Source organism: Vogesella sp. EB, assembly GCF_001037925.1.
GTDB classification, from domain to species: Bacteria; Pseudomonadota; Gammaproteobacteria; order Burkholderiales; family Chromobacteriaceae; genus Vogesella; species Vogesella indigofera.
The window spans coordinates 26,431-45,372 of sequence record NZ_LFDT01000001.1; the positions used below are offsets into that span (position 1 = coordinate 26,431).

Here is an 18,942-nt window from a genome sequence, read left to right on the forward strand (position 1 = left end):
ACGCCGCCAGTGTACCGAAATAAAGCCACCCCAGGCGGTGAACTGCAACCCTGTTTGTGCTATTATTCGCGCGACTTTCTAAAACTACGTGTTCCCATGACCCGACAAATTCGTAACATCGCCATTATCGCCCACGTTGACCACGGCAAGACCACGCTGGTTGACCAGCTGCTGCGTCAATCCGGTACTTTCCGTGAAAACCAGCAAGTTGACGAACGTGTAATGGACTCCAACGATCTTGAAAAAGAGCGTGGCATTACCATTCTGTCCAAAAACACCGCCGTCGAGTACGAAGGTGTGCACATCAACATCGTTGACACCCCTGGTCACGCCGACTTCGGTGGTGAAGTAGAGCGCGTTCTGGGTATGGTGGATGGCGTACTGCTGCTGGTGGATGCCGTTGAAGGCCCGATGCCGCAAACCCGTTTCGTGACCAAGAAGGCACTGGCCCTGGGCCTGCGTCCTATCGTGGTGATCAACAAGGTAGACCGTCCGGGCGCACGTCCGGACTGGGTGGTAGACCAGACTTTCGACCTGTTCGACAAACTGGGCGCCAACGACGAACAGATGGACTTCCCGGTGATCTACGCTTCCGGCCTGAACGGCTTTGCCAAGCTGGAACTGGAAGAAGAATCCGACAACATGCGTCCGCTGTTCGAGACCGTGCTCAAGCACGTACCGACTCCGGCCGGTGATGCCGACGCCCCGCTGCAGTTCCAGATCTCCGCGCTGGACTACTCGACCTACACCGGTCGCATGGGTATCGGCCGCGTGCTGAACGGCCGCATCAAGCCGGGCCAGCAAGTTGTCGTAATGAACCACGAAGACCAGGTTGCTGCCGGTCGTATCAACCAGGTGCTGGGCTATCGTGGCCTGGAGCGTGTACCGGTTGAAAGCGCCGAAGCTGGCGACATCATTATCATCTCCGGTATCGAAGACATCGGTATCGGCGTGACCATCTGCGACAAGGACCAGCCAGTTGGCCTGCCGGTGCTGGGTGTGGACGAGCCGACCCTGACCATGGACTTCATGGTGAACTCCTCGCCACTGGCCGGTACCGAAGGCAAGTTCGTGACCTCGCGCCAGATTCGCGACCGTCTGACCAAAGAGCTGCTGACCAACGTGGCACTGCGTGTTGAAGACACCGAAGACTCCGACGTATTCCGCGTATCCGGTCGTGGCGAACTGCACCTGACCATCCTGCTGGAAACCATGCGTCGTGAAGGCTTTGAAATCGCCGTGGCCAAGCCGCGCGTGGTGTACAAGGACATCAACGGCGAGAAGTGCGAGCCGTACGAAAACCTGACCATCGACCTGGAAGACAACCACCAGGGCGGCGTGATGGAAGAAATCGGTCGTCGCCGTGGCGAACTGACCAACATGGAATCTGACGGCATGGGCCGTACCCGTCTGGAATACCACATTCCGGCGCGTGGCCTGATCGGCTTCCAGTCCGACTTCATGACCATGACCCGCGGCACCGGCCTGATGAGCCACGTGTTTGACGACTACGCACCGGTGAAGCCGGATATGCCAGGCCGTCACAACGGCGTGCTGATCTCGCAGGAAAACGGCGACGCCGTGGCCTACGCACTGTGGAAGCTGGAAGACCGCGGCCGCATGTTCGTGTCGCCAGGCGACAAGCTGTACGAAGGCATGATCATCGGCATTCACAGCCGCGACAACGACCTGGTGGTGAACCCGGTCAAGGGCAAGCAGCTGACCAACGTACGTGCCTCCGGTACCGACGAAGCCGTGCGCCTGACTACCCCGATCAAGATGACTCTGGAATCGGCTGTGGAATTCATCGACGACGACGAACTGGTTGAAATCACGCCGAAGTCGATCCGTATTCGCAAGCGTTTCCTGAACGAATCCGATCGTCGCCGCATGAACAAGGCTGCCGCCAACTAAATGGCTGGCAGGAACCGGCAACGGTTCCAGCTAAAACCGCCCGACAGGCCTGGCCTGTCGGGCGGTTTTTATGGCGGCGGGGGCAAGGTTGGCCGCAAGCGTTGCGGCCAACCTTGTCCTCTTGCGATCCGGTTCAGCGGTTGTGGAACACGATGTCGCAGGCGAGACCGGTTTTCTGCAGCGCTTTCTGCGTTGCCAGATTGATGATCAGCGGGTTGCGGACATTGGCGCGCAGCTGCGACAGCGCCGGGTTGGCTTCGTCGCTCGGCAGCTCGCGGTAGATGGTCAGCAGGATGGCGGCGTCTTCCTGGCGGCTCAGTGCCAGCGCCGCGACCTCGTCCTGACTCAGTTCGATCTCGTAGCGGATGCCGAGTTTCTGCGGGTCGGTCACGCTGAACAGTACGTCGGGATTGTCCAGCGACTGCATCCAGAACACGCTGGGGCTGTTGCTGTCGGCTTCGTGGAACAGCTTGAAGCGGGTGCAGTTCTCGAAGGCAGGCAGGCCGGCCTCGAAAGTGATGATGGTGTTTTCATCGACTTCGACCTGGCCGAGCAGGCTGGAATTGAACAGCATGGTGCGTCTCCTCATGACATCGTGAACCGGCATTATGCAATAGCTGCGGGCGTTGTTGGCTGACAAATGTCAGCCGGCAACGGGTAAAATGCCGCGCCATGACTTCCTCTCTCTATCCTGCCGTCTATCAGGCGCTGTGCAGCAGCGATATCGACGCCAAACCGCGGCTCGCCAGCCTGTGTCATCAGCAGTGGCTGGCCGGCCGGCTACCGCGCGCGGCGGACGCGCTGCCCTTGCCGCATCCGTTGCCGGCGCCGGGGCGCCCGGCGCGGCCGCAGCTGGTGTCGCCGTTCGAGGTGCCGCGCCAGGGGTTGGGCAGCGTCGCCGGCCGCGCCGGCCTGATCCACGCCATCGCCCATATCGAATTCAATGCCATCAATCTGGCGCTGGATGCGGTCTGGCGTTTCCGTGACATGCCGGACACCTTTGTCGAAGACTGGCTGCGGGTGGCGGCGGAAGAGGCGAAGCACTTCAACATGCTGCGCGAGCGGCTGCAGCAGCTGGGTTTTGACTACGGCGATTTTGTCGGCCACAACAGCCTGTGGCAGATGGCGGTGGACACCGATCACGACGTGATGGTGCGTATGGCGCTGGTGCCGCGGGTGCTGGAGGCGCGCGGCCTTGACGCGGTGCCGCCGATCCAGAAAAAGCTGGCGGCGCTGGGCGATAGCGCGACGGTGGCGATCCTCGACCAGATCTTCGAGGACGAGATCGGCCACGTGCAGATCGGCAACTACTGGTTCACCACACTGTGCGACGCGCGCGGCATCGAACCGCTGGCCTGCTTCCGCCAGTTGCTGATCGACTACGAAGTCGATAACCTGCGCGGTGCTTACAATTGGGAGGCGCGCCGGGCGGCGGGCTTCAGTGAATTCGAACTGGCGATGCTGGAAGACTTTGCCGTCACCCGGCGGCGCCTTTCAGCCGGAGCGTAATGCCATGCTGCAACAACTGTTTCGTCACCTGTGCGCACGACGGCCGCTGGCCATTGGCTGCATGATCATCGGCAGCCTGCTGTTCGTGCTGGCTTCTGCGCTGCAACAAGCGGCGGCCGGCAGTGTGCCGCTGCTGCTGCTGTCCATCGTGCTGATGGTGCTGGGCGTGGCAGGCCAGATGCTGGGCCTTCTGGCGCTGATGCGTGGTGGAAAACGCTAAAAATGCTACAAAAAACAGTAACTTGATGTCGCTGTTGTGCGCTGTGGCCGGCTTGACGCTGCGCAGGGCGGCGCGCATAATCGCAGCGCAACAAAAAATTCATCAAAAGGCTCCGTCGCGGGGCCTTTTGCTTTGGCTTGACTCCGGGACAATCAAACATGGATGCACAGGCGTTTCTGCTGCAGCTGGAAAGCAATACCCTGCCAGCGGCCGAGTTCAATCATCGCGCGCACCTGCTGGCGGCGTGGTCGTACCGCCAGTTTTATCCGGCGCGCGAGGCGGCGGCCCGCTGCGCGCGCGCGTTGTCGCGCTACGCGATGGCACAGGGTGCGGCGGAGAAGTACCACCACACGCTGACCATGGCCAGCCTGACGCTGGTCTACGACCGTCTCGACACCATGCCGGAGTGCCTGGGCAACTGGCAGGATTTTGTTGCGGCCAACCCCGACCTGCTCGATGGCCTGCCGGCGCTGCTGCGGCAGCACTATTCCGAACACAAACTCAACGACGACATCGCGCGCCGGGCTTTTGTCGAGCCCGACCTCGCGCCGCTGCCGATGTCCTGTCTGTTGCACTGAACCACTGAAGAAGCCTCCCCGATGAAAGCTCCCGAGCTGCTACTGCCTGCCGGCACGCTGGACAAGATGCGTGCCGCCTACGATTTTGGTGCCGATGCGGTGTACGCCGGCCAGCCGCGCTACAGCCTGCGTGCGCGCAACAACGACTTCAAGCTGGAAGAGCTGCGCATCGGCATCGAAGAAGCGCACGCCCGCGGCAAGAAGCTGTTCGTGGCCAGCAACATCCTGCCGCACAACAGCAAGATCAAGACCTACATGTCGGACATGGAACCGGTGATCGAGATGAAGCCGGACGCGCTGATCATGGCCGACCCCGGCCTGATCATGATGGTGCGCGAACGTTGGCCGCACGTGCCCATCCACCTGTCGGTACAGGCCAACACCACCAACTACATGGGGGTGAAGTTCTGGCAGAAGATGGGCGTGGAGCGCATCATCCTGTCGCGCGAGCTGTCCCTCGACGAAATCGCCGAGATCCGCCAGCAATGCCCGGACATGGAGCTGGAAGTGTTCGTGCATGGCGCACTGTGCATTGCCTACTCCGGCCGCTGCCTGCTGTCCGGCTACTTCAACCACCGCGACCCGAACCAGGGCACCTGTACCAACGCCTGCCGCTGGGACTACAAGGTGCACGACACCCAGGGCGACGACGCCGGTGACGTGAAGCCGCAGAAGATCGACTTCGACTTCGGCAAGGCGCTGGAAGAAGCCAACCAGAACTTCTCCGCCTGTGGCAGCCAAGAGCGCCATCCGCTGGCCGACAAGACCTATCTGATCGAGGAAGCCAACCGCCCCGGCGAGATGATGCCGATCATCGAGGACGAGCACGGCACCTACATCATGAACTCCAAGGACCTGCGCGCCGTGGAGCAGGTGGAAAAGCTGGTCAAGATCGGCGTCGATTCGCTGAAGATCGAAGGCCGCACCAAGAGCCTGTACTACGTGGCGCGTACCGCGCAGACCTATCGCCGCGCGATCGACGACGCCGTGGCCGGCCGCCCGTTCGACTACAGCCTGCTGGCCGAGCTGGAAGGCCTGGCCAACCGTGGCTACACCCCGGGCTTCCTCGAGCGTCACCAGACACAGGAACACCAGAACTACCTGTCCGGTCACTCCATCGCCAAGCAGAGCCAGTACGTCGGCGACGTGATGGAAGTGGACGCCGACGGCTGGGCGCTGATCGACGTGAAAAACCGCTTCGCCGTTGGCGACCGTGTGGAAATCATCCACCCGAGCGGCAACCGCACCGTGGAACTCACCGCGATGACCCGCAACGGCGAAAGCGCCAGCGTGGCACCGGGCAACGGCGTGAAGGTGAAAATCCCCGGCATGGCCGGCATGGAGAAGGCACTGCTGGCGCGCCTGTTCTGAGCCGCATCCCCGCCGTTGCGGCCAACCTTTGTGGTGCAAAGGTTGGCCGCAAGCACGGTTAGCCCGTACAATTTGTGCATTGCATCCCAGCCGGACGCCCTTGCGTCCGGCCTTTGATTTTTCAGGACCGATATGACCATTCAGCAACTGATCAATGACCGTGTGGTGGCCGCGCTGGCCGCCGTCGGCGTCGAGGGCGCCAATGCTGCCATCCAGACCGCCTCCAAGCCGGAATTCGGCGACTATCAGGCCAACGGCGTGATGGGCGCGGCCAAGGCGCTGAAGACCAACCCGCGCGCGCTGGCGGAGCAGGTGGTGGCCAAGCTGGACCTGGCCGGTATCGCCAGCAAGATCGAGATCGCCGGTCCCGGCTTCATCAACATCCACCTCGACCCGGCCTTTGTCGCCGCACGCCTGCAAACCGCGCTGCACGACGACGCGCTGGGCATCAGCAAACCGGCGCCGCAAAAGGTGATGGTCGAGTACTCCTCGGTCAACCTGGCCAAGGAAATGCACATCGGCCACCTGCGTGGCGGCATCATCGGCGATGCGCTGGTGCGGGTGAACAGCTTCATCGGTCATGACGTCATTCGCCAGAACCACGTCGGCGACTGGGGCACCCAGTTCGGCATGCTGGTGGCGCACATGGTGGAATCGCGCGCCGCTGGCGAGGCGGAGCTGGAGCTGAAAGACCTGGACGTGTTCTACAAGCACTCCAAGAAACGCTTCGACGAAGACCCTGCCTTCGCCGACCTGGCGCGCGACTACGTGGTGCGCCTGCAGTCGGGCGACGCCGAGGTGCTGGCGCTGTGGCAGCAGTTCGTCAAGCTGTCGCTGGCACACTGCAATGCCATCTACCGCAAGCTGGGCCTGCTGCTGACCGACGACGACGTGCGCGGCGAGAGCTTCTACAACGACGACCTGCCGGTGCTGGTGGAAGAGCTGCGCCAGCAGGGGCTGCTGACCGAGAGCCAGGGCGCGCAGGTGGTGTTCCTCGACGAATTCAAGAACAAGGAAGGCGAGCCGGCGGCCTACATCGTGCAGAAGCAGGGCGGTGGCTATCTGTACGCCACCACCGATCTGGGCGCGATCCGCTTCCGTACCCGTGTGCTGGGGCTGGATCGCTGCCTGTACGTGGTCGATTCGCGCCAGAGCCTGCACTTCCAGCAGCTGTTCACCACCGCGCGCAAAGCCGGTTTCCTGCGCGCCGACGCACAGTTCGAGCACATCGGCCACGGCACCATCATGGGCCCGGACGGCAAGCCGTTGAAAACCCGCTCCGGTGACAGCGTGAAGCTGGTCGACCTGCTGGACGAGGCCATCGAGCGCGCCTACCTGCTGGTAAGCGGCAAGAGCCCGGAGATGGCGGAAAGCGAACGCCGCCAGATCGCCGAGGCCGTCGGCATCGGCGCGCTGAAGTACGCCGACCTGTCCAAGAGCCGCAACACCGACTACATCTTCGACTGGGACGCGATGCTCAGCTTCGAGGGCAATACCGCGCCTTACCTGCAGTACGCCTACACCCGCGTGCAAAGCGTGCTGCGCAAGGCCGAGGACTACAACCCGGCGGCCGCCATCGTCATCAGCGAAGCGGCGGAGAAGCAGCTGGCGGTAGCGCTGTCGCAGTTCGAGGACGTGCTGTCCACCGTGGCCGAAGGCAGCCAGCCGCACCACCTGTGCAGCTATCTGTACAGCGTGGCGACGCTGTTCTCGCGCTTCTACGAGGCCTGCCCGATCCTGAAGAGCGAGGGCGAGGTACGCCACAGCCGCCTGCAACTGGCGGCGCTGACCGGCAAGACGCTGAAAACCGGCCTCGGCCTGCTCGGCATCGCGGTGCTGGAAGCGATGTAAGGCACGCCGTACTGGCCAAGGTTGGCCGCAAGGCCAGCCGTGCGCCACGCCAGTCCATGAAAAAACCCGCCAACTGGCGGGTTTTTTCATGGCGCCCGCTGGTGACGAGGCTGCCGGGGCCAGGCTGGCGCGGGATTGCTTGCGGCCAACCCTTGCGGATGCTGTGTTGCGGTGCCGGCGAGATGGACCGGCTGGCGCTGGCTGCATGACCGATCGGGTCGGCAGCCGTTACGGGTGGCCGGGTGGGGCCTGCCGCGTTGCCGGTGTGTTCAGGCGACCTTGAACTGCTGCATCAGCGCGGCCAGGCGCTGGCTCGCGGCGGCGGTCTGCTCGGCGCTGTGCTCGCTTTGCAGCAGCACGCTGCTGATGTTTTGCGTGGCGCTGTCGACGTGCTGCACCTTGTCACCATAACCGCGGCTGGCGCTGGCGATGCCATCGATGGCGGTGATCAGGGTGGTGATCAGCTGCTGCGCGTCGCCGTTGTCGTGGGCGGCGTCCTCGGCCAGTTTCAGGCCGTCTTCCATCTTGCTCATGCCGCTGCCCATGCTGCTGACGGCGCCGGCCGCCTGCTGCTGGATGCCGCTGATCATGCCGCCGATCTGCAGCGTGGCGCTGGCGGTGCGGTCGGCCAGCTTGCGTACCTCGTCGGCGACCACGGCGAAGCCGCGGCCGGATTCGCCGGCCCGCGCCGCCTCGATCGCCGCGTTCAGCGCCAGCAGGTTGGTCTGGTCGGCAATGTCGCGGATCACCGCCACGATCTCGCCGATCTCGCTGGCGCTGGCCTGCAGCTGCTGCAGGGTCTGCGACGAGCCGAGCACCGATTCGCGGATGCCCTGCGAACGCTCGCGGATCAGCGCCACCTGCTGCGTGCTGCCCTGCGCCAGCGCTTCCATGCGCTGCAGGATGCTGGCGGCGCTGTCGCTGGCGTGGTCGATCTGCTGCTGTTGCTGCCCCAGCAGCGGGCGCATCTCTGCCATGCGCTCGACCACGCCCATCACGCTGTCGCGGGTGTCGTGGCGGCTGCCCTGCAGCTGCTGGTTGGCGATGCCGATCTCGTGCGAGGCGTGCACCACCTGGCGGATGGTGCCTTCCAGCTTGTCGATGAAGCTGTTGAACCAGCTGGCCAGCGTCGACAGCTCGTCCGGCTTGCGGCTGTCCAGGTCCAGACGCTGGCGCAGGTCGCCGCCGCCCTCGGCGATGCTGCGGATGGCGCGGATCAGCGAGGTGACGCGCCCGGTCAGCTGCTTGGCGCCGAGGTGGTAGAACGCCAGCACCCCCAGCGCCTGCGCCACCCAGAACACCGGCAGCGACAGCGCCGCCGGCAGCCCGGCAAAGTGGTCGATGGCCCAGCCGGCGAGGCCGGCGGGAATGGCGGTCAGCAGGTACAGCCGCGTCAGGCGGTAGCCCAGCGGCCGGCTGCGGTACACCTCTTCCAGATCGGCCTCGCACATCATGCCCCAGGTGTCGTCGCTGCCGGGCAGCTGGAAGGTGACGCCGCGGCCGACCACCGGGATGTAGCGGTAGTCGGCGTAGCCGGGATAGCTGACGAAGGTGTTTTCGCCGCAGCGTATGGTCTCGCGCACGCCGGGGTGCAGCTGGCCACTGGACGGATCGTTGAAGCGCAGCTCCAGCTCGGTGTGCTTCTGCACCCGCACGCTGCCGAACGGGGTGGCGACGCCGTCCTTCAGGTTGTCGCCGAGGCTGAAGGTTTTGTCCTCGAAGCGCGAACGCGACAGCGCGGTGCCCGGCACCACGCCGGGATCGAACACCGGTCTGGCCATGAACAGGTAGTTGTCGCCGGAGTCGCGGAAGATGTGCCCGGCCTCGCGCTGGATCAGGTCGCCCATCACGTCGTTGGGCACCCGCCCGCACAGGCAGCGGCTGCCATTGTCCAGCGGCAGGTAGAACATCAGCGTCACTTCGTCGTGAAAGCGCGAGGTGGATGGCCCCAGCTGTTCGGTGACGGGGTCGTTGTAGGGGCCGTGCAGGAAACGCTGGCGCAGGCCGCGCTGCAGCGCCGCCGGCTGCGTCAGACGTTGGCCGCAGCGCTGCGTGGCGGTGGACGCCAGCACCACGCCGGCGGCGTCGACGATGAACAGCTCGGAGAAGTCCGGCGCCAGCTGCTTGCGGCGTGCCAGCAGTGCCTGCGGCTGCGCGCTGCTGCGGCACTGTTGCGCCAGTGTCTCCAGCTGCGCCCATTGCTCGCTGGCCCAGCGCTGCAGGATGTCGACGCGGTTGGCGGCCAGGCTACCGAAAATCTGCGCCATCGCGTCGTGGCGGTGACGGTTGAGCAGGCAGCTCCAGCGCATGGCCAGCTTGCCGGTGCCGCCGAACCACGGCAGCCAGTGTTGTTCTTTGCGACTCAGGGACATGGTAGGACTTGGTGCAGTCATGGCGATCCTGTCAGCGGAGGGGGATGCCGTGTTGCAGCAAGAATCAGGCCATTATTTCGATAAATAATGCTGCGCCGGCCGCGCCGCCATGGTGCAGTGCGATGACCGGGAACGTGCCGCTGCGCCGATCTGGTGCGCCGGCACCGCGTGCGGCCAACGTTGGCCGCAGGCGTTCAGCTGTCGATACGGCCGCGGGTGTAGGTCAGGAAGTGGCCCTTGTAGGCCTCGCCGCTGTTCTGCCGCCGTGCCGCCGCGCGCTCGCTGAAACGGTAGCCGCGTGCCTGCATCGCGCGGGTGAACGCATTCTTGTTGCCGCGACCGGGGTCGAGCACGATCACCTCGGCGTTGTCGGCGCAGTGACGGTCGAGAAAACCGGCCAGCTGCGACGGCAGCTCGCGGTCGTAGAGCAGGTCGCTGCCGATGATCAGGTCGAACTTGCCCAGCGCCGGATTGGCGGTGGCCCAGTTGCCATTCTGGTACGGCACCGCCGGCAGGCCGCAGCGCAGCGCGTTGTGCTGCAGGAAGCTGTCGGTCAGCGGGTGGCAGTCGCTGGCGGTGATGTCGCCGCCGCGCTGCTGCAGCACCAGACTGGCCAGCCCCAGACCGCAGCCGACCTCCAGAATGCGCTTGCCGCGGATGTTCTTGCTGAGCATGGCGTCGGCCATGATGCGTGCCGACGGCCACACCAGCCCGAACAGCGGCCACGCCGCTTCCGGAATGCCGGCCGCGGCGGCGGCGCCGTCGGGATCGTGGTACTGGTTGCCATCCAGCAGCGAGCGGATGGGATAGCGGGTGTCTCCGATGAGCACGGATTCGAATTTGACCTGATAGCCGGGCATGGGCACTTTCGGGCGATAGAGGGATCGGCACTGATCAACTTATCGCGCCAGGTGCGCAGCAACAGGAAGAAGAGTCTGGGTCGGGCTGCCGGCGGCGTGGCGGCCGCCGGGGTGTTCGGGTGTTACGCGCCGTGCTGGCGGTGTTGCGGGTGCTGCGGGCAGTTGCAGAGATGGTCGTTGACCACACCGGTGGCCTGCAGGAAGGCGTAGATCACCGTGCTGCCGACAAAATTCATGCCTTCCTTTTTCAGCGCCTTGCTGATGCGGTCGGACAATTCGGTGCTGGCCGGGCATTCGCCCAGGCTGGCCCACTGGTTTTGCAGCGGCTGGCCATCGACATGATCCCACAACCAGCGAGCAAAGCTGCCATGTTTTTGCTGCATTGCAAGAAAAACGCGGGCGTTGCGGATCGCGCTGTTGATCTTCAGCCGGTTGCGTACGATGCCGGCATCCTGCAGCAGCCGCTCGACGTCGGCCTCGTCCATCGCCGCCACCCGTTGCGGGTCGAAGTGGTGGAAGGCGCGGCGGTAGTTGTCGCGCTTTCTCAGGATGGTGATCCACGACAGCCCGGCCTGGGCGCCTTCCAGCACCAGCATCTCGAACAGCTTGCGGTCGTCGTGTACCGGCTGCCCCCATTCGGTGTCGTGGTAGGCGATGTACAGCGGGTCGTCGCTGCACCAGCCGCAGCGTTGCAGGGTGGTCATGGTGGCGGGTTCCTTGTGGGTGATGGCCGGTTTGCCGTTAATGACAGCATTGTAATGGCGATCTGCTGCCAGCGTGCTGTCAGTACATGGCATGGCAATTGCTGTGCTCTGCTGCAATAACGAAATAAGAGAGGGACACAAGGTGCTGACAGTCATGCTGGTGAAGGACGGTTCCGGCAAGGCCGCGTCGTTGCGGACGCTGCTGGAGCAGGCTGGCGTGCGCGTGGTGGCCGAGGTGGAGGCGAACTTGCATCTGGCCGACGTGCTGGCGGCGGCGCGTCCGGACGTGGTGCTGATCGACAGCGATGCACCATCGCGCGACATGCTGGAGCAGGTGTGCGTGATGGGCGCGCAGAGCGAGCGGCCGGTGGTGATGTTCACCGACGACGGCAGCCGCGACACCATCCGCGCCGCCCTCAGCGCCGGCGTCGCCGCCTATGTGGTCGGCGACGTGGAAAGCAGCCGCATCCAGCCGCTGCTGGAGGTGGCGATCGAGCGCCACCAGATCGACGTGTCGCGCCGCGCCGAGCTGGCCGACGCGCAACGGCAGCTGGCCGACCGCAAGGTGGTGGAAAAGGCCAAGGGCCTGCTGATGGAGATGAAGGGGCTGGACGAGGCCACCGCCTACAAGCAGCTGCGCGAGCGGGCGATGAAGCAGCAGAAGAAGCTGTCCGAGGTGGCGCAGGAGATCATCAGCCTGGCGGAGTGGCTGAAAAGCTGAATCCGCCGCCGCAGTCGCGCAAGGTTGGCCGCAACAGGCATGCTGTTGCGGCTTTTTGCTTTCTGGCGGCGCCACTCGTGGTGCACGCCTGTGCCGAGCTGGTGCCGCGCGGCGCTGTTGCAGTGCAAAATAATTGTCGTAAAATAAAAAACCCATTAAAAACAAGGCATTGATGGTTGGCACGACCCTTGCTAAATGAATGGCGAGACGCGAGTACGCGTCACAAAGCAGGAAGGTGCCAACGGCGGCGCAGGCCTGGTAACACGGACAACGGCGTCCGTTGCCCTTTCTGATGAAGGGGTGACGGGCGTTTTTTCTTTTGCACTTGCAGTCCACTCACTCTGGGAGCAGCACATGGAAAAGCGTCACGAACTCGATCTCCACCCGCATGCGGCGGGCAACGAACGCCGCGACTTCCTCAAGGGAGCCTTGTCACTGATGGCCTCAACCGCCTTGCCTGCCGGCTTTGCCACCTCCGCCTTTGCCGCGGCCACCGGCAAACCCGAAAAGACCGAAGTCAAAGTCGGTTTCATCCCGCTGACCGACTGCGCCTCGGTGATCGTCGCGTCGAAGCTGGGCTTCGACAAGAAGTACGGCATCACCATCGTGCCGTCGAAGGAGGCCAGCTGGGCCGCGGTGCGCGACAAGCTGGTCAACGGCGAGCTGGATGCCTCGCACGCGCTGTACGGCATGATCTACGGCGTGCACCTCGGTATCGGCGGCCCGAAGAAGGACATGGCGGTGCTGATGACGCTGAACCAGAACGGGCAGGGCATCACGCTCTCCAACCAGCTGAAGGAGAAGGGCGCCACCACCGGCCCGGCGCTGGCCAAGCTGATCAAGGCCGAGCCGCGCGAGTACACCTTCGCGCAGACCTTCCCCACCGGCACCCACGCGATGTGGCTGTACTACTGGCTGGCGGCGCACGGTGTCAATCCGCTGTCGGACGTGAAGACCATCGTGGTGCCGCCGCCGCAGATGGTGGCCAATATGCGCGTCGACAATATGGACGGCTACTGTGTCGGCGAGCCGTGGAACGCGCGCGCCATCGCCGACGGCATCGGCTTCTCGGTGGCCACCACGCAGCAGATCTGGCCGGATCACCCGGAAAAGGTGCTAGGCACCACCGGCGAGTGGGTGAAGAAGTATCCCAACACCGCGCGCGCGCTGGTGGCGGCGCTGCTGGACGCCTCGCGCTACATCGACGAGGTGAAGAACCGCGCCAGCGTCGCCAAGCTGATCGCCGAGAAGGCCTACGTCAACGCGCCGGAAGCGGTGATCGCCGGCCGCTTTGCCGGCGCCTACGAGGACGGCCTGGGCAAGAAGTGGCAGGACCCGAAGCTGATGAAGTTCTTCGACGGCGGCAAGGTCAACTTCCCGTATCTGTCCGACGGCATGTGGTTCCTGACCCAGCACAAGCGCTGGGGCTTGCTGAAGACCGATCCCGACTACCTGGCGGTGGCGAAGCAGATCAACCAGATCGCCATCTACAAGGACGCGGCGGCGATGGCCAGGGTGGCGTTGCCGGCCAGCGACATGCGTGCCAGCAAGCTGATTGACGGCGTGGTGTGGGACGGCAAGAACCCGGCCGCCTACGCCGCCAGCTTCAAGATCAAGGCCTGAGGAGCGACATCATGAGTGCTGCAGAAACTTTCTCGCCAATGTTGGCCGCAGGCCCGTCCGCCACCGGCGCGCGCAGCGCCCGCCCGCGCAAGCGCAAGACCCTGCTCGCCGCGGCGCCGCCGTCGCTGCAACCGCTGGTGCGCTTCATCCGCTGGCTGGTGCCGCCGCTGCTGGGGCTGATCGCCTTCGTGCTGCTGTGGTCGCTGGTGTCGCAGCTCAGCCGCGGCAGCCTGCCGGGGCCGCTCAGCACCTGGGCGTCGGCCACCGAGCTGTTCGCCGATCCGTTCTACCAGAACGGCCCCAACGACCAGGGCATAGGCTGGAACATCCTGATGTCGCTGGGCCGCGTCGGCGTCGGCTTCGGCCTCGCCGCCGTGGTCGGCATCCCGCTGGGTTTCATGATCGGCCGCTTCGGTTTTCTGGCACGGATGACGGCGCCGGTGATCAGCCTGCTGCGCCCGGTGTCGCCGCTGGCGTGGTTGCCGATCGGCCTCTTGGTGTTCAAGGCTGCCAGTCCGGCGTCGATCTGGGTGATCTTCATCTCCAGCATCTGGCCGATGATCCTCAATACCGCCGCCGGCGTGCGCGCGGTGCCGCAGGATTACCTCAACGTGGCGCGCGTGCTGCGGCTGTCGGAGTGGAAGGTGTTCAGCGTCATCCTGCTGCCGGCGGTGCTGCCGCACATGCTCACCGGCGTGCGCCTCGCGATCGGCACCGCGTGGCTGGTGATCGTGGCGGCGGAGATGCTCACCGGTGGTGTGGGGCTGGGCTTCTGGGTGTGGGACGAATGGAACAACCTGAATGTGGAGCACATCCTGATCGCCATCTTCGTGGTCGGTCTGGTGGGGCTGGCGCTGGAACAGGCACTGGTATGGCTGGCGAAGAAGGCCAGCTTCGGACAGGGAGAGTGACATGGAACGCTTCGTCGAGCTGGAAAACGTGCAAAAGCACTTCGATACCAAAAAAGGCCGCTTCGTCGCGCTGCAGGACATCAATCTCACCATCCGCCAGGGTGAGGTGGTGTCGCTGATTGGCCACTCCGGCTGCGGCAAGTCTACGGTGCTCAACATCATCGCCGGGCTGCTGGAGCCGTCCGACGGCATCGCGCTGTGCAACGGCCGCGAGATCGACGGCCCCGGCCCCGAGCGCGCGGTGGTGTTCCAGAACCACAGCCTGCTGCCGTGGCTGTCCTGCTACGGCAACATCCTGCTGGCGGTGGAGCGCGTGTTCGGCGCGAAGGAGGACAAGGCGCAGCTGGCCGCGCGCACCGACGCCGCGCTGGCGCTGGTGGGGCTGAGCCATGCCCGCGACAAGCACCCGCACGAGATCTCCGGCGGCATGAAGCAGCGTGTCGGCATCGCCCGCGCGCTGGCGATGGAACCGAAGGTGCTGCTGATGGACGAGCCGTTCGGCGCGCTGGACGCGCTGACACGCGCCAACCTGCAGGACGAGATGGTGAAGATCGTCGATGCCACCGGCAGCACCGTGGTGATGGTGACGCACGACGTGGACGAGGCGGTGCTGCTGTCCGATCGCATCGTGATGATGACCAATGGCCCGGCGGCCACCGTCGGCGAGATCCTGGAGGTGCAGCTGCCACGGCCGCGTAACCGGCTGGCGCTGGCGGGCGACGCCGACTATCACCGCTATCGCGGCGCGGTGCTGGATTTCCTGTACCAGAAACACCGCAAAGAGGCAGCCTGAGCGGCAACGGCAGGCTGCATCCCCTGACGTGGCGACACGTTGTTGACACCGGGCCGCTGGCCCGGTTTTTTCATGGGGCCTGCGATCAGCTGCCTGCTTTTGGTGCTGCTGTGCACCATTGGCAGGCGCCGCTGTAGGCAAAGGTGGCGATTGGGTGGCCAAAATGCCGTATTCGGCTGGCACGGCACTTGCTCAGGTAACGCTGCAGATGATTGTCCCGGTTGCCAATGGCGGCGATGCGGGCTTGGACAAAGAGGTCCGTTGCGCGTGGTGCGATACCGCGGGCAACGGGCCTCTTTGCTTTTTTGCGGCACGGACCGCCGCGGCGCCCCCGGCGCGCCGCCTGATCGATCACGGACATCTTTCAAGGAACAAGACAATGAGCAAGGACTTCTGGAAGGCAGGCCATACCCCGACACTGCTGGTGTCGTTCCTCTATTTCGACCTCAGCTTCATGGTGTGGTACATCCTCGGGCCGCTGGCGATCCAGATCGCCGAGGCCCTGCAGCTGTCGGCGCAGCAGCGCGGGCTGATGGTGGCGACGCCGATCCTGGCCGGCGCCCTGCTGCGCTTCGGCATGGGCCTGCTGGTGGACCGCTTCTCGCCGAAATTCGCCGGCATCCTCGGCCAGGTGGTGGTGATGCTGGCGCTGGGCTTTGCCTGGCTGCACGGCATCCAGTCGCTGTCGCAGGCGCTGTTGCTGGGGGTATTCCTCGGCGTGGCCGGTGCCGCCTTCGCTGTGTCGCTGCCGCTGGCGTCGCAGTGGTATCCGCCCGAGCACCAGGGCAAGGCGATGGGCATCGCCGGTGCCGGCAACTCCGGCACTGTGTTTGCCGCGCTGCTGGCGCCAACGTTGGCCGCACTCTATGGTTGGGAAAACGTATTCGGCCTCGCGGTGCTGCCGCTCTCCGTGGTGTTCGTGCTGTTCTGCCTGTTTGCGCAGAACGCGCCGCAGCGTCCCAAGCCGAAGGCGCTGGCCGACTACCTGCGCGTGCTGGGCGACAAGGACAGCTGGTGGTTCATGTTCTTCTACTGTGTGACCTTCGGCGGCTTTGCCGGCCTCGCCAGCGCGCTGCCGGGCTACTTCCATGACCAGTATGGTCTCAATGCCGTCACCGCCGGCTACTACACCGCCGCCTGCGTGTTCGCCGGCTCGCTGATGCGGCCACTGGGCGGTGCGCTGGCCGACCGTATCGGCGGCATCCGCACCCTGCTGGTGATGTACACCGCCGCGGCGTTGCTGATCGCGGTGGTCGGCTTCAACCTGCCGCAGGTCAACGTGGCGCTGGCGCTGTTTGTCGGCGCGATGCTGGCACTGGGTAGCGGCAACGGCGCGGTGTTCCAGCTGGTGCCGCAGCGCTTCCGCAAGGAAATCGGGGTGATGACCGGGCTGATCGGCATGGCCGGCGGCATCGGCGGCTTCCTGCTCGCCGCCGGGCTGGGCCTCGTCAAGCAGCACACCGGCAACTACCAGCTCGGGCTGTGGCTGTTCGCCAGCCTCGGCGTGGTGGCGTGGATCGGCCTGCACGGCGTGAAGCTGCGCTGGCGCACCACCTGGGGCGCCAGCAACGTGACCGCGGCACGGGTGTAAGCGGCAGCTTCTGTCCATCAGCGGGGCGGGATCACGGATCCCGCCCCGTTACGCCGTGCTGGAGCAGGGCATCATCTTTAAGCGGGCATTATTTCTAGCAGGGAAGCACCATGAGCTTGCAACTTGCAGTCGGCCACGCCAGCGACGCCGGCCGCCGTGAACGCAACGAGGACGCGCTGGGCTGGAGCGTGCCGCAGGACGGGCTGTTGACCAGCAAGGGCGCGCTGTTCGCGCTGGCCGATGGCGTCTCCGGCTGTGCCGACGGCCGCCTGGCGGCGCAGTCCACCATCCGGGCGGTGTGCGCCGACTACTACGCCACGCCGGAAACGTGGGCAGTGTCGTCGGCACTGGACCGGCTGCTTGCGGCGCACAACCGCTGGCTGCGCGCGCAGGGCAAGCCGCTGGTGGCGGCGCTGTCGGCGCTGGTGCTGCGCGGCCACCGCTACACCGTCGCCCACGTCGGCGACTGCCGCGTCTACCGGCTCAGCCAGGGGCGGCTGACGCAGCTGACCGTCGATCACGTGTGGGAGGAAGCGTCGCTGTCGCACGTGCTCAAGCGCGGCATGGGGCTGGACGAGCACGTGATGCCGGATTTCTGCGACGGCGACCTGCACGCCGGCGACGTGTTCGCGCTGCTGTGCGACGGCGTGTGGCAGGCGCTGGGCGACAAGCGCATCGACGAGATCCTGCACCTGCACCTCGACGTGCAGCGCGCCGCCAGCGTGCTGTGCGAAGCGGCACTGGCCGCCGGCGCGCAGGACAACCTGTCGGCGCTGGTGCTGCGGGTGGAGGCGCTGCCGCAGGGCGCACTGGCCGACGAGCTGGCGCGCTGCACCAGCCTGCCGCTGCCGCCGAAGCTGCGCGACGGCCAGCCGTTCGAAGGGCTGACAGTGGTGGCCAGCCTGCACGCCTCGCCCGGCGGGCTGGCCTATCGCGTCGCCGACGCCGCCGGCCGGCACTGGGTGCTGAAGACGTTGCCGCCGCTGCTGGCCGGCGACCCGGGCGCGGAGCAGGCGCTGCTGGTGGAGGAGTGGCTGCAAAAACGCATCAGCTCGCCGTATTTCGCCGAGGTCGCCACCGGTATCGAACGCCAGCACCTGTACTACCTGCAGCGCTGGCACGACGGCGAAACGTTGGCCGCACGGCTGGCGCAGCAACGTTTCGGCATCAGCGAGGTGGTCGCCATCGGGCTCGCACTGTGCCGCGCGATGTCGGCCTTACACCGCCTCGGCATCGTGCACCGCGACATCAAGCCAGAGAATGTGCACCTGGGCCGCGACGGGCAGCTGCGCCTGCTCGATCTAGGCGTCGCCTACTGCGCCGGGCTGACGCCGGAGCATGACGGCCCCGGCCCCGGCACCGCCAGCTACATGGCGCCGGAACGTTTTGCCGGCGGCAAGTCGAGCAGCAGCAGCGACCTGTACGCCGCCGGCGTCACCCTGTACCAGCTGCTGACCGGCCGCTATCCCTACGGCGAGATCGAGGCGTTCCAGACGCCGCATTTCGACGCGCCGCAGCCGGCCTCGCGCCAGCGCCCGGATGTGCCGCTGTGGCTGGACAACCTGCTGCTGAAGGCGGTGGCGCGCGAGCCGGGGCAGCGCTTCGAAACCGCCGAGGAAATGCAGCTGGCGCTGGAGCGCGGCGACAGCGTGCCACAGCGCCGCCTGCAGCGCGTGCCGTGGGCGGAGCGGGCGCCGCTGCGGCTGTGGCGCACGCTGGCGCTGGTTTCGCTGCTGGCGAATCTGGTGTTGCTGTACGCGCTGCTGCTGCGCTGACTGGTGCGGCTGCCTGTTTTTGGTGCTGCCGTGCACCATAGACAGGCAAATCAGGGCGGCCACGGCCAGGGTTGGCCGCAAAATAAGGGGTTTGCAGGCTGGCACGGCCTTTGCATTAAGACAGGCACAATCAGATTGTCCGGGTCGCC

16 protein-coding genes are annotated in these 18,942 nt (G+C 65.3%); 12 read left to right on the plus strand and 4 right to left on the minus strand.

Going from position 1 to position 18,942, the window contains the following annotated elements:
* Positions 1–96 precede the first annotated feature (96 nt).
* Positions 97–1,914, plus strand: a complete 1,818-nt coding sequence (gene typA / locus ACG97_RS00135; RefSeq protein WP_047965291.1) for a translational GTPase TypA — start codon at positions 97–99, stop codon at positions 1,912–1,914.
* A gap of 133 nt (positions 1,915–2,047) precedes the next feature.
* Here typA and fliW read toward each other — a convergent pair whose 3' ends face one another.
* Positions 2,048–2,488: a flagellar assembly protein FliW gene (gene fliW / locus ACG97_RS00140; RefSeq protein ID WP_047965292.1), complete on the minus strand. Its 441-nt coding sequence runs from the start codon at positions 2,486–2,488 to the stop codon at positions 2,048–2,050.
* A gap of 98 nt (positions 2,489–2,586) precedes the next feature.
* Between fliW and ACG97_RS00145 the strand changes: the two genes are divergently transcribed.
* The 5 genes from ACG97_RS00145 to argS all read left to right on the plus strand — a co-directional run bounded on the left by ACG97_RS00145 (position 2,587) and on the right by argS (position 7,443).
* Positions 2,587–3,423 carry a ferritin-like domain-containing protein gene (locus ACG97_RS00145; protein WP_047965293.1) on the plus strand — a complete coding sequence of 279 codons (837 nt, stop codon included), beginning with the start codon at positions 2,587–2,589 and terminating at the stop codon, positions 3,421–3,423.
* Positions 3,424–3,427: 4 nt separating this feature from the next.
* Complete coding sequence (locus ACG97_RS00150) at positions 3,428–3,643, plus strand: hypothetical protein (protein ID WP_047965294.1); 216 nt, start codon at positions 3,428–3,430, stop codon at positions 3,641–3,643.
* 158 nt (positions 3,644–3,801) lie between these two features.
* Positions 3,802–4,221 carry a hypothetical protein gene (locus tag ACG97_RS00155; RefSeq protein WP_047965295.1) on the plus strand — a complete coding sequence of 140 codons (420 nt, stop codon included), beginning with the start codon at positions 3,802–3,804 and terminating at the stop codon, positions 4,219–4,221.
* Positions 4,222–4,242: 21 nt separating this feature from the next.
* Positions 4,243–5,592, plus strand: coding sequence for a tRNA 5-hydroxyuridine modification protein YegQ (gene yegQ / locus ACG97_RS00160; RefSeq protein WP_047965296.1), 1,350 nt, complete (start codon positions 4,243–4,245; stop codon positions 5,590–5,592).
* 132 nt (positions 5,593–5,724) lie between these two features.
* Positions 5,725–7,443, plus strand: a complete 1,719-nt coding sequence (argS, locus tag ACG97_RS00165) for an arginine--tRNA ligase (RefSeq protein ID WP_047965297.1) — start codon at positions 5,725–5,727, stop codon at positions 7,441–7,443.
* Between the two features lie 269 nt (positions 7,444–7,712).
* On the opposite strand, the gene ACG97_RS00170 is transcribed toward argS, so the two are convergent.
* The 3 genes from ACG97_RS00170 to ACG97_RS00180 all read right to left on the minus strand — a co-directional run bounded on the left by ACG97_RS00170 (position 7,713) and on the right by ACG97_RS00180 (position 11,379).
* Positions 7,713–9,815, minus strand: a complete 2,103-nt coding sequence (locus ACG97_RS00170; protein WP_238377218.1) for a methyl-accepting chemotaxis protein — start codon at positions 9,813–9,815, stop codon at positions 7,713–7,715.
* A 194-nt stretch (positions 9,816–10,009) separates the two neighbouring features.
* On the minus strand, positions 10,010–10,675 hold the full coding sequence (locus ACG97_RS00175; protein ID WP_047965299.1) for a methyltransferase: 666 nt from the start codon (positions 10,673–10,675) through the stop codon (positions 10,010–10,012).
* A 122-nt stretch (positions 10,676–10,797) separates the two neighbouring features.
* A complete protein-coding gene (locus ACG97_RS00180; RefSeq protein WP_047965513.1) occupies positions 10,798–11,379 on the minus strand; it encodes a DNA-3-methyladenine glycosylase I in 582 nt (193 codons plus the stop codon).
* Between the two features lie 142 nt (positions 11,380–11,521).
* Between ACG97_RS00180 and ACG97_RS00185 the strand changes: the two genes are divergently transcribed.
* The 6 genes from ACG97_RS00185 to ACG97_RS00210 all read left to right on the plus strand — a co-directional run bounded on the left by ACG97_RS00185 (position 11,522) and on the right by ACG97_RS00210 (position 18,793).
* Entirely contained in the window at positions 11,522–12,100 is a 579-nt protein-coding gene (locus ACG97_RS00185; RefSeq protein WP_047965300.1) for an ANTAR domain-containing response regulator, read from the plus strand.
* 354 nt (positions 12,101–12,454) lie between these two features.
* Positions 12,455–13,723: a CmpA/NrtA family ABC transporter substrate-binding protein gene (locus ACG97_RS00190; RefSeq protein ID WP_047965301.1), complete on the plus strand. Its 1,269-nt coding sequence runs from the start codon at positions 12,455–12,457 to the stop codon at positions 13,721–13,723.
* An 11-nt stretch (positions 13,724–13,734) separates the two neighbouring features.
* Complete coding sequence (ntrB, locus tag ACG97_RS00195; protein WP_047965302.1) at positions 13,735–14,634, plus strand: nitrate ABC transporter permease; 900 nt, start codon at positions 13,735–13,737, stop codon at positions 14,632–14,634.
* A gap of 1 nt (position 14,635) precedes the next feature.
* On the plus strand, positions 14,636–15,427 hold the full coding sequence (locus ACG97_RS00200) for an ABC transporter ATP-binding protein (protein WP_047965303.1): 792 nt from the start codon (positions 14,636–14,638) through the stop codon (positions 15,425–15,427).
* Positions 15,428–15,806: 379 nt separating this feature from the next.
* Positions 15,807–17,018, plus strand: coding sequence for a NarK/NasA family nitrate transporter (locus tag ACG97_RS00205; RefSeq protein WP_047965304.1), 1,212 nt, complete (start codon positions 15,807–15,809; stop codon positions 17,016–17,018).
* A 110-nt stretch (positions 17,019–17,128) separates the two neighbouring features.
* Positions 17,129–18,793: a bifunctional protein-serine/threonine kinase/phosphatase gene (locus tag ACG97_RS00210; RefSeq protein ID WP_047965305.1), complete on the plus strand. Its 1,665-nt coding sequence runs from the start codon at positions 17,129–17,131 to the stop codon at positions 18,791–18,793.
* Positions 18,794–18,942: the final 149 nt, after the last annotated feature.

Coding starts and splice junctions, on each gene's coding strand:
- typA (WP_047965291.1), top strand. CDS start 97: ATGACCCGACAAATTCGTAACATCGCCATTATCGCCCACGTTGACCAC.
- fliW (WP_047965292.1), bottom strand. CDS start 2,488: ATGCTGTTCAATTCCAGCCTGCTCGGCCAGGTCGAAGTCGATGAAAAC.
- ACG97_RS00145 (WP_047965293.1), top strand. CDS start 2,587: ATGACTTCCTCTCTCTATCCTGCCGTCTATCAGGCGCTGTGCAGCAGC.
- ACG97_RS00150 (WP_047965294.1), top strand. CDS start 3,428: ATGCTGCAACAACTGTTTCGTCACCTGTGCGCACGACGGCCGCTGGCC.
- ACG97_RS00155 (WP_047965295.1), top strand. CDS start 3,802: ATGGATGCACAGGCGTTTCTGCTGCAGCTGGAAAGCAATACCCTGCCA.
- yegQ (WP_047965296.1), top strand. CDS start 4,243: ATGAAAGCTCCCGAGCTGCTACTGCCTGCCGGCACGCTGGACAAGATG.
- argS (WP_047965297.1), top strand. CDS start 5,725: ATGACCATTCAGCAACTGATCAATGACCGTGTGGTGGCCGCGCTGGCC.
- ACG97_RS00170 (WP_238377218.1), bottom strand. CDS start 9,815: ATGTCCCTGAGTCGCAAAGAACAACACTGGCTGCCGTGGTTCGGCGGC.
- ACG97_RS00175 (WP_047965299.1), bottom strand. CDS start 10,675: ATGCCCGGCTATCAGGTCAAATTCGAATCCGTGCTCATCGGAGACACC.
- ACG97_RS00180 (WP_047965513.1), bottom strand. CDS start 11,379: ATGACCACCCTGCAACGCTGCGGCTGGTGCAGCGACGACCCGCTGTAC.
- ACG97_RS00190 (WP_047965301.1), top strand. CDS start 12,455: ATGGAAAAGCGTCACGAACTCGATCTCCACCCGCATGCGGCGGGCAAC.
- ntrB (WP_047965302.1), top strand. CDS start 13,735: ATGAGTGCTGCAGAAACTTTCTCGCCAATGTTGGCCGCAGGCCCGTCC.
- ACG97_RS00200 (WP_047965303.1), top strand. CDS start 14,636: ATGGAACGCTTCGTCGAGCTGGAAAACGTGCAAAAGCACTTCGATACC.
- ACG97_RS00205 (WP_047965304.1), top strand. CDS start 15,807: ATGAGCAAGGACTTCTGGAAGGCAGGCCATACCCCGACACTGCTGGTG.
- ACG97_RS00210 (WP_047965305.1), top strand. CDS start 17,129: ATGAGCTTGCAACTTGCAGTCGGCCACGCCAGCGACGCCGGCCGCCGT.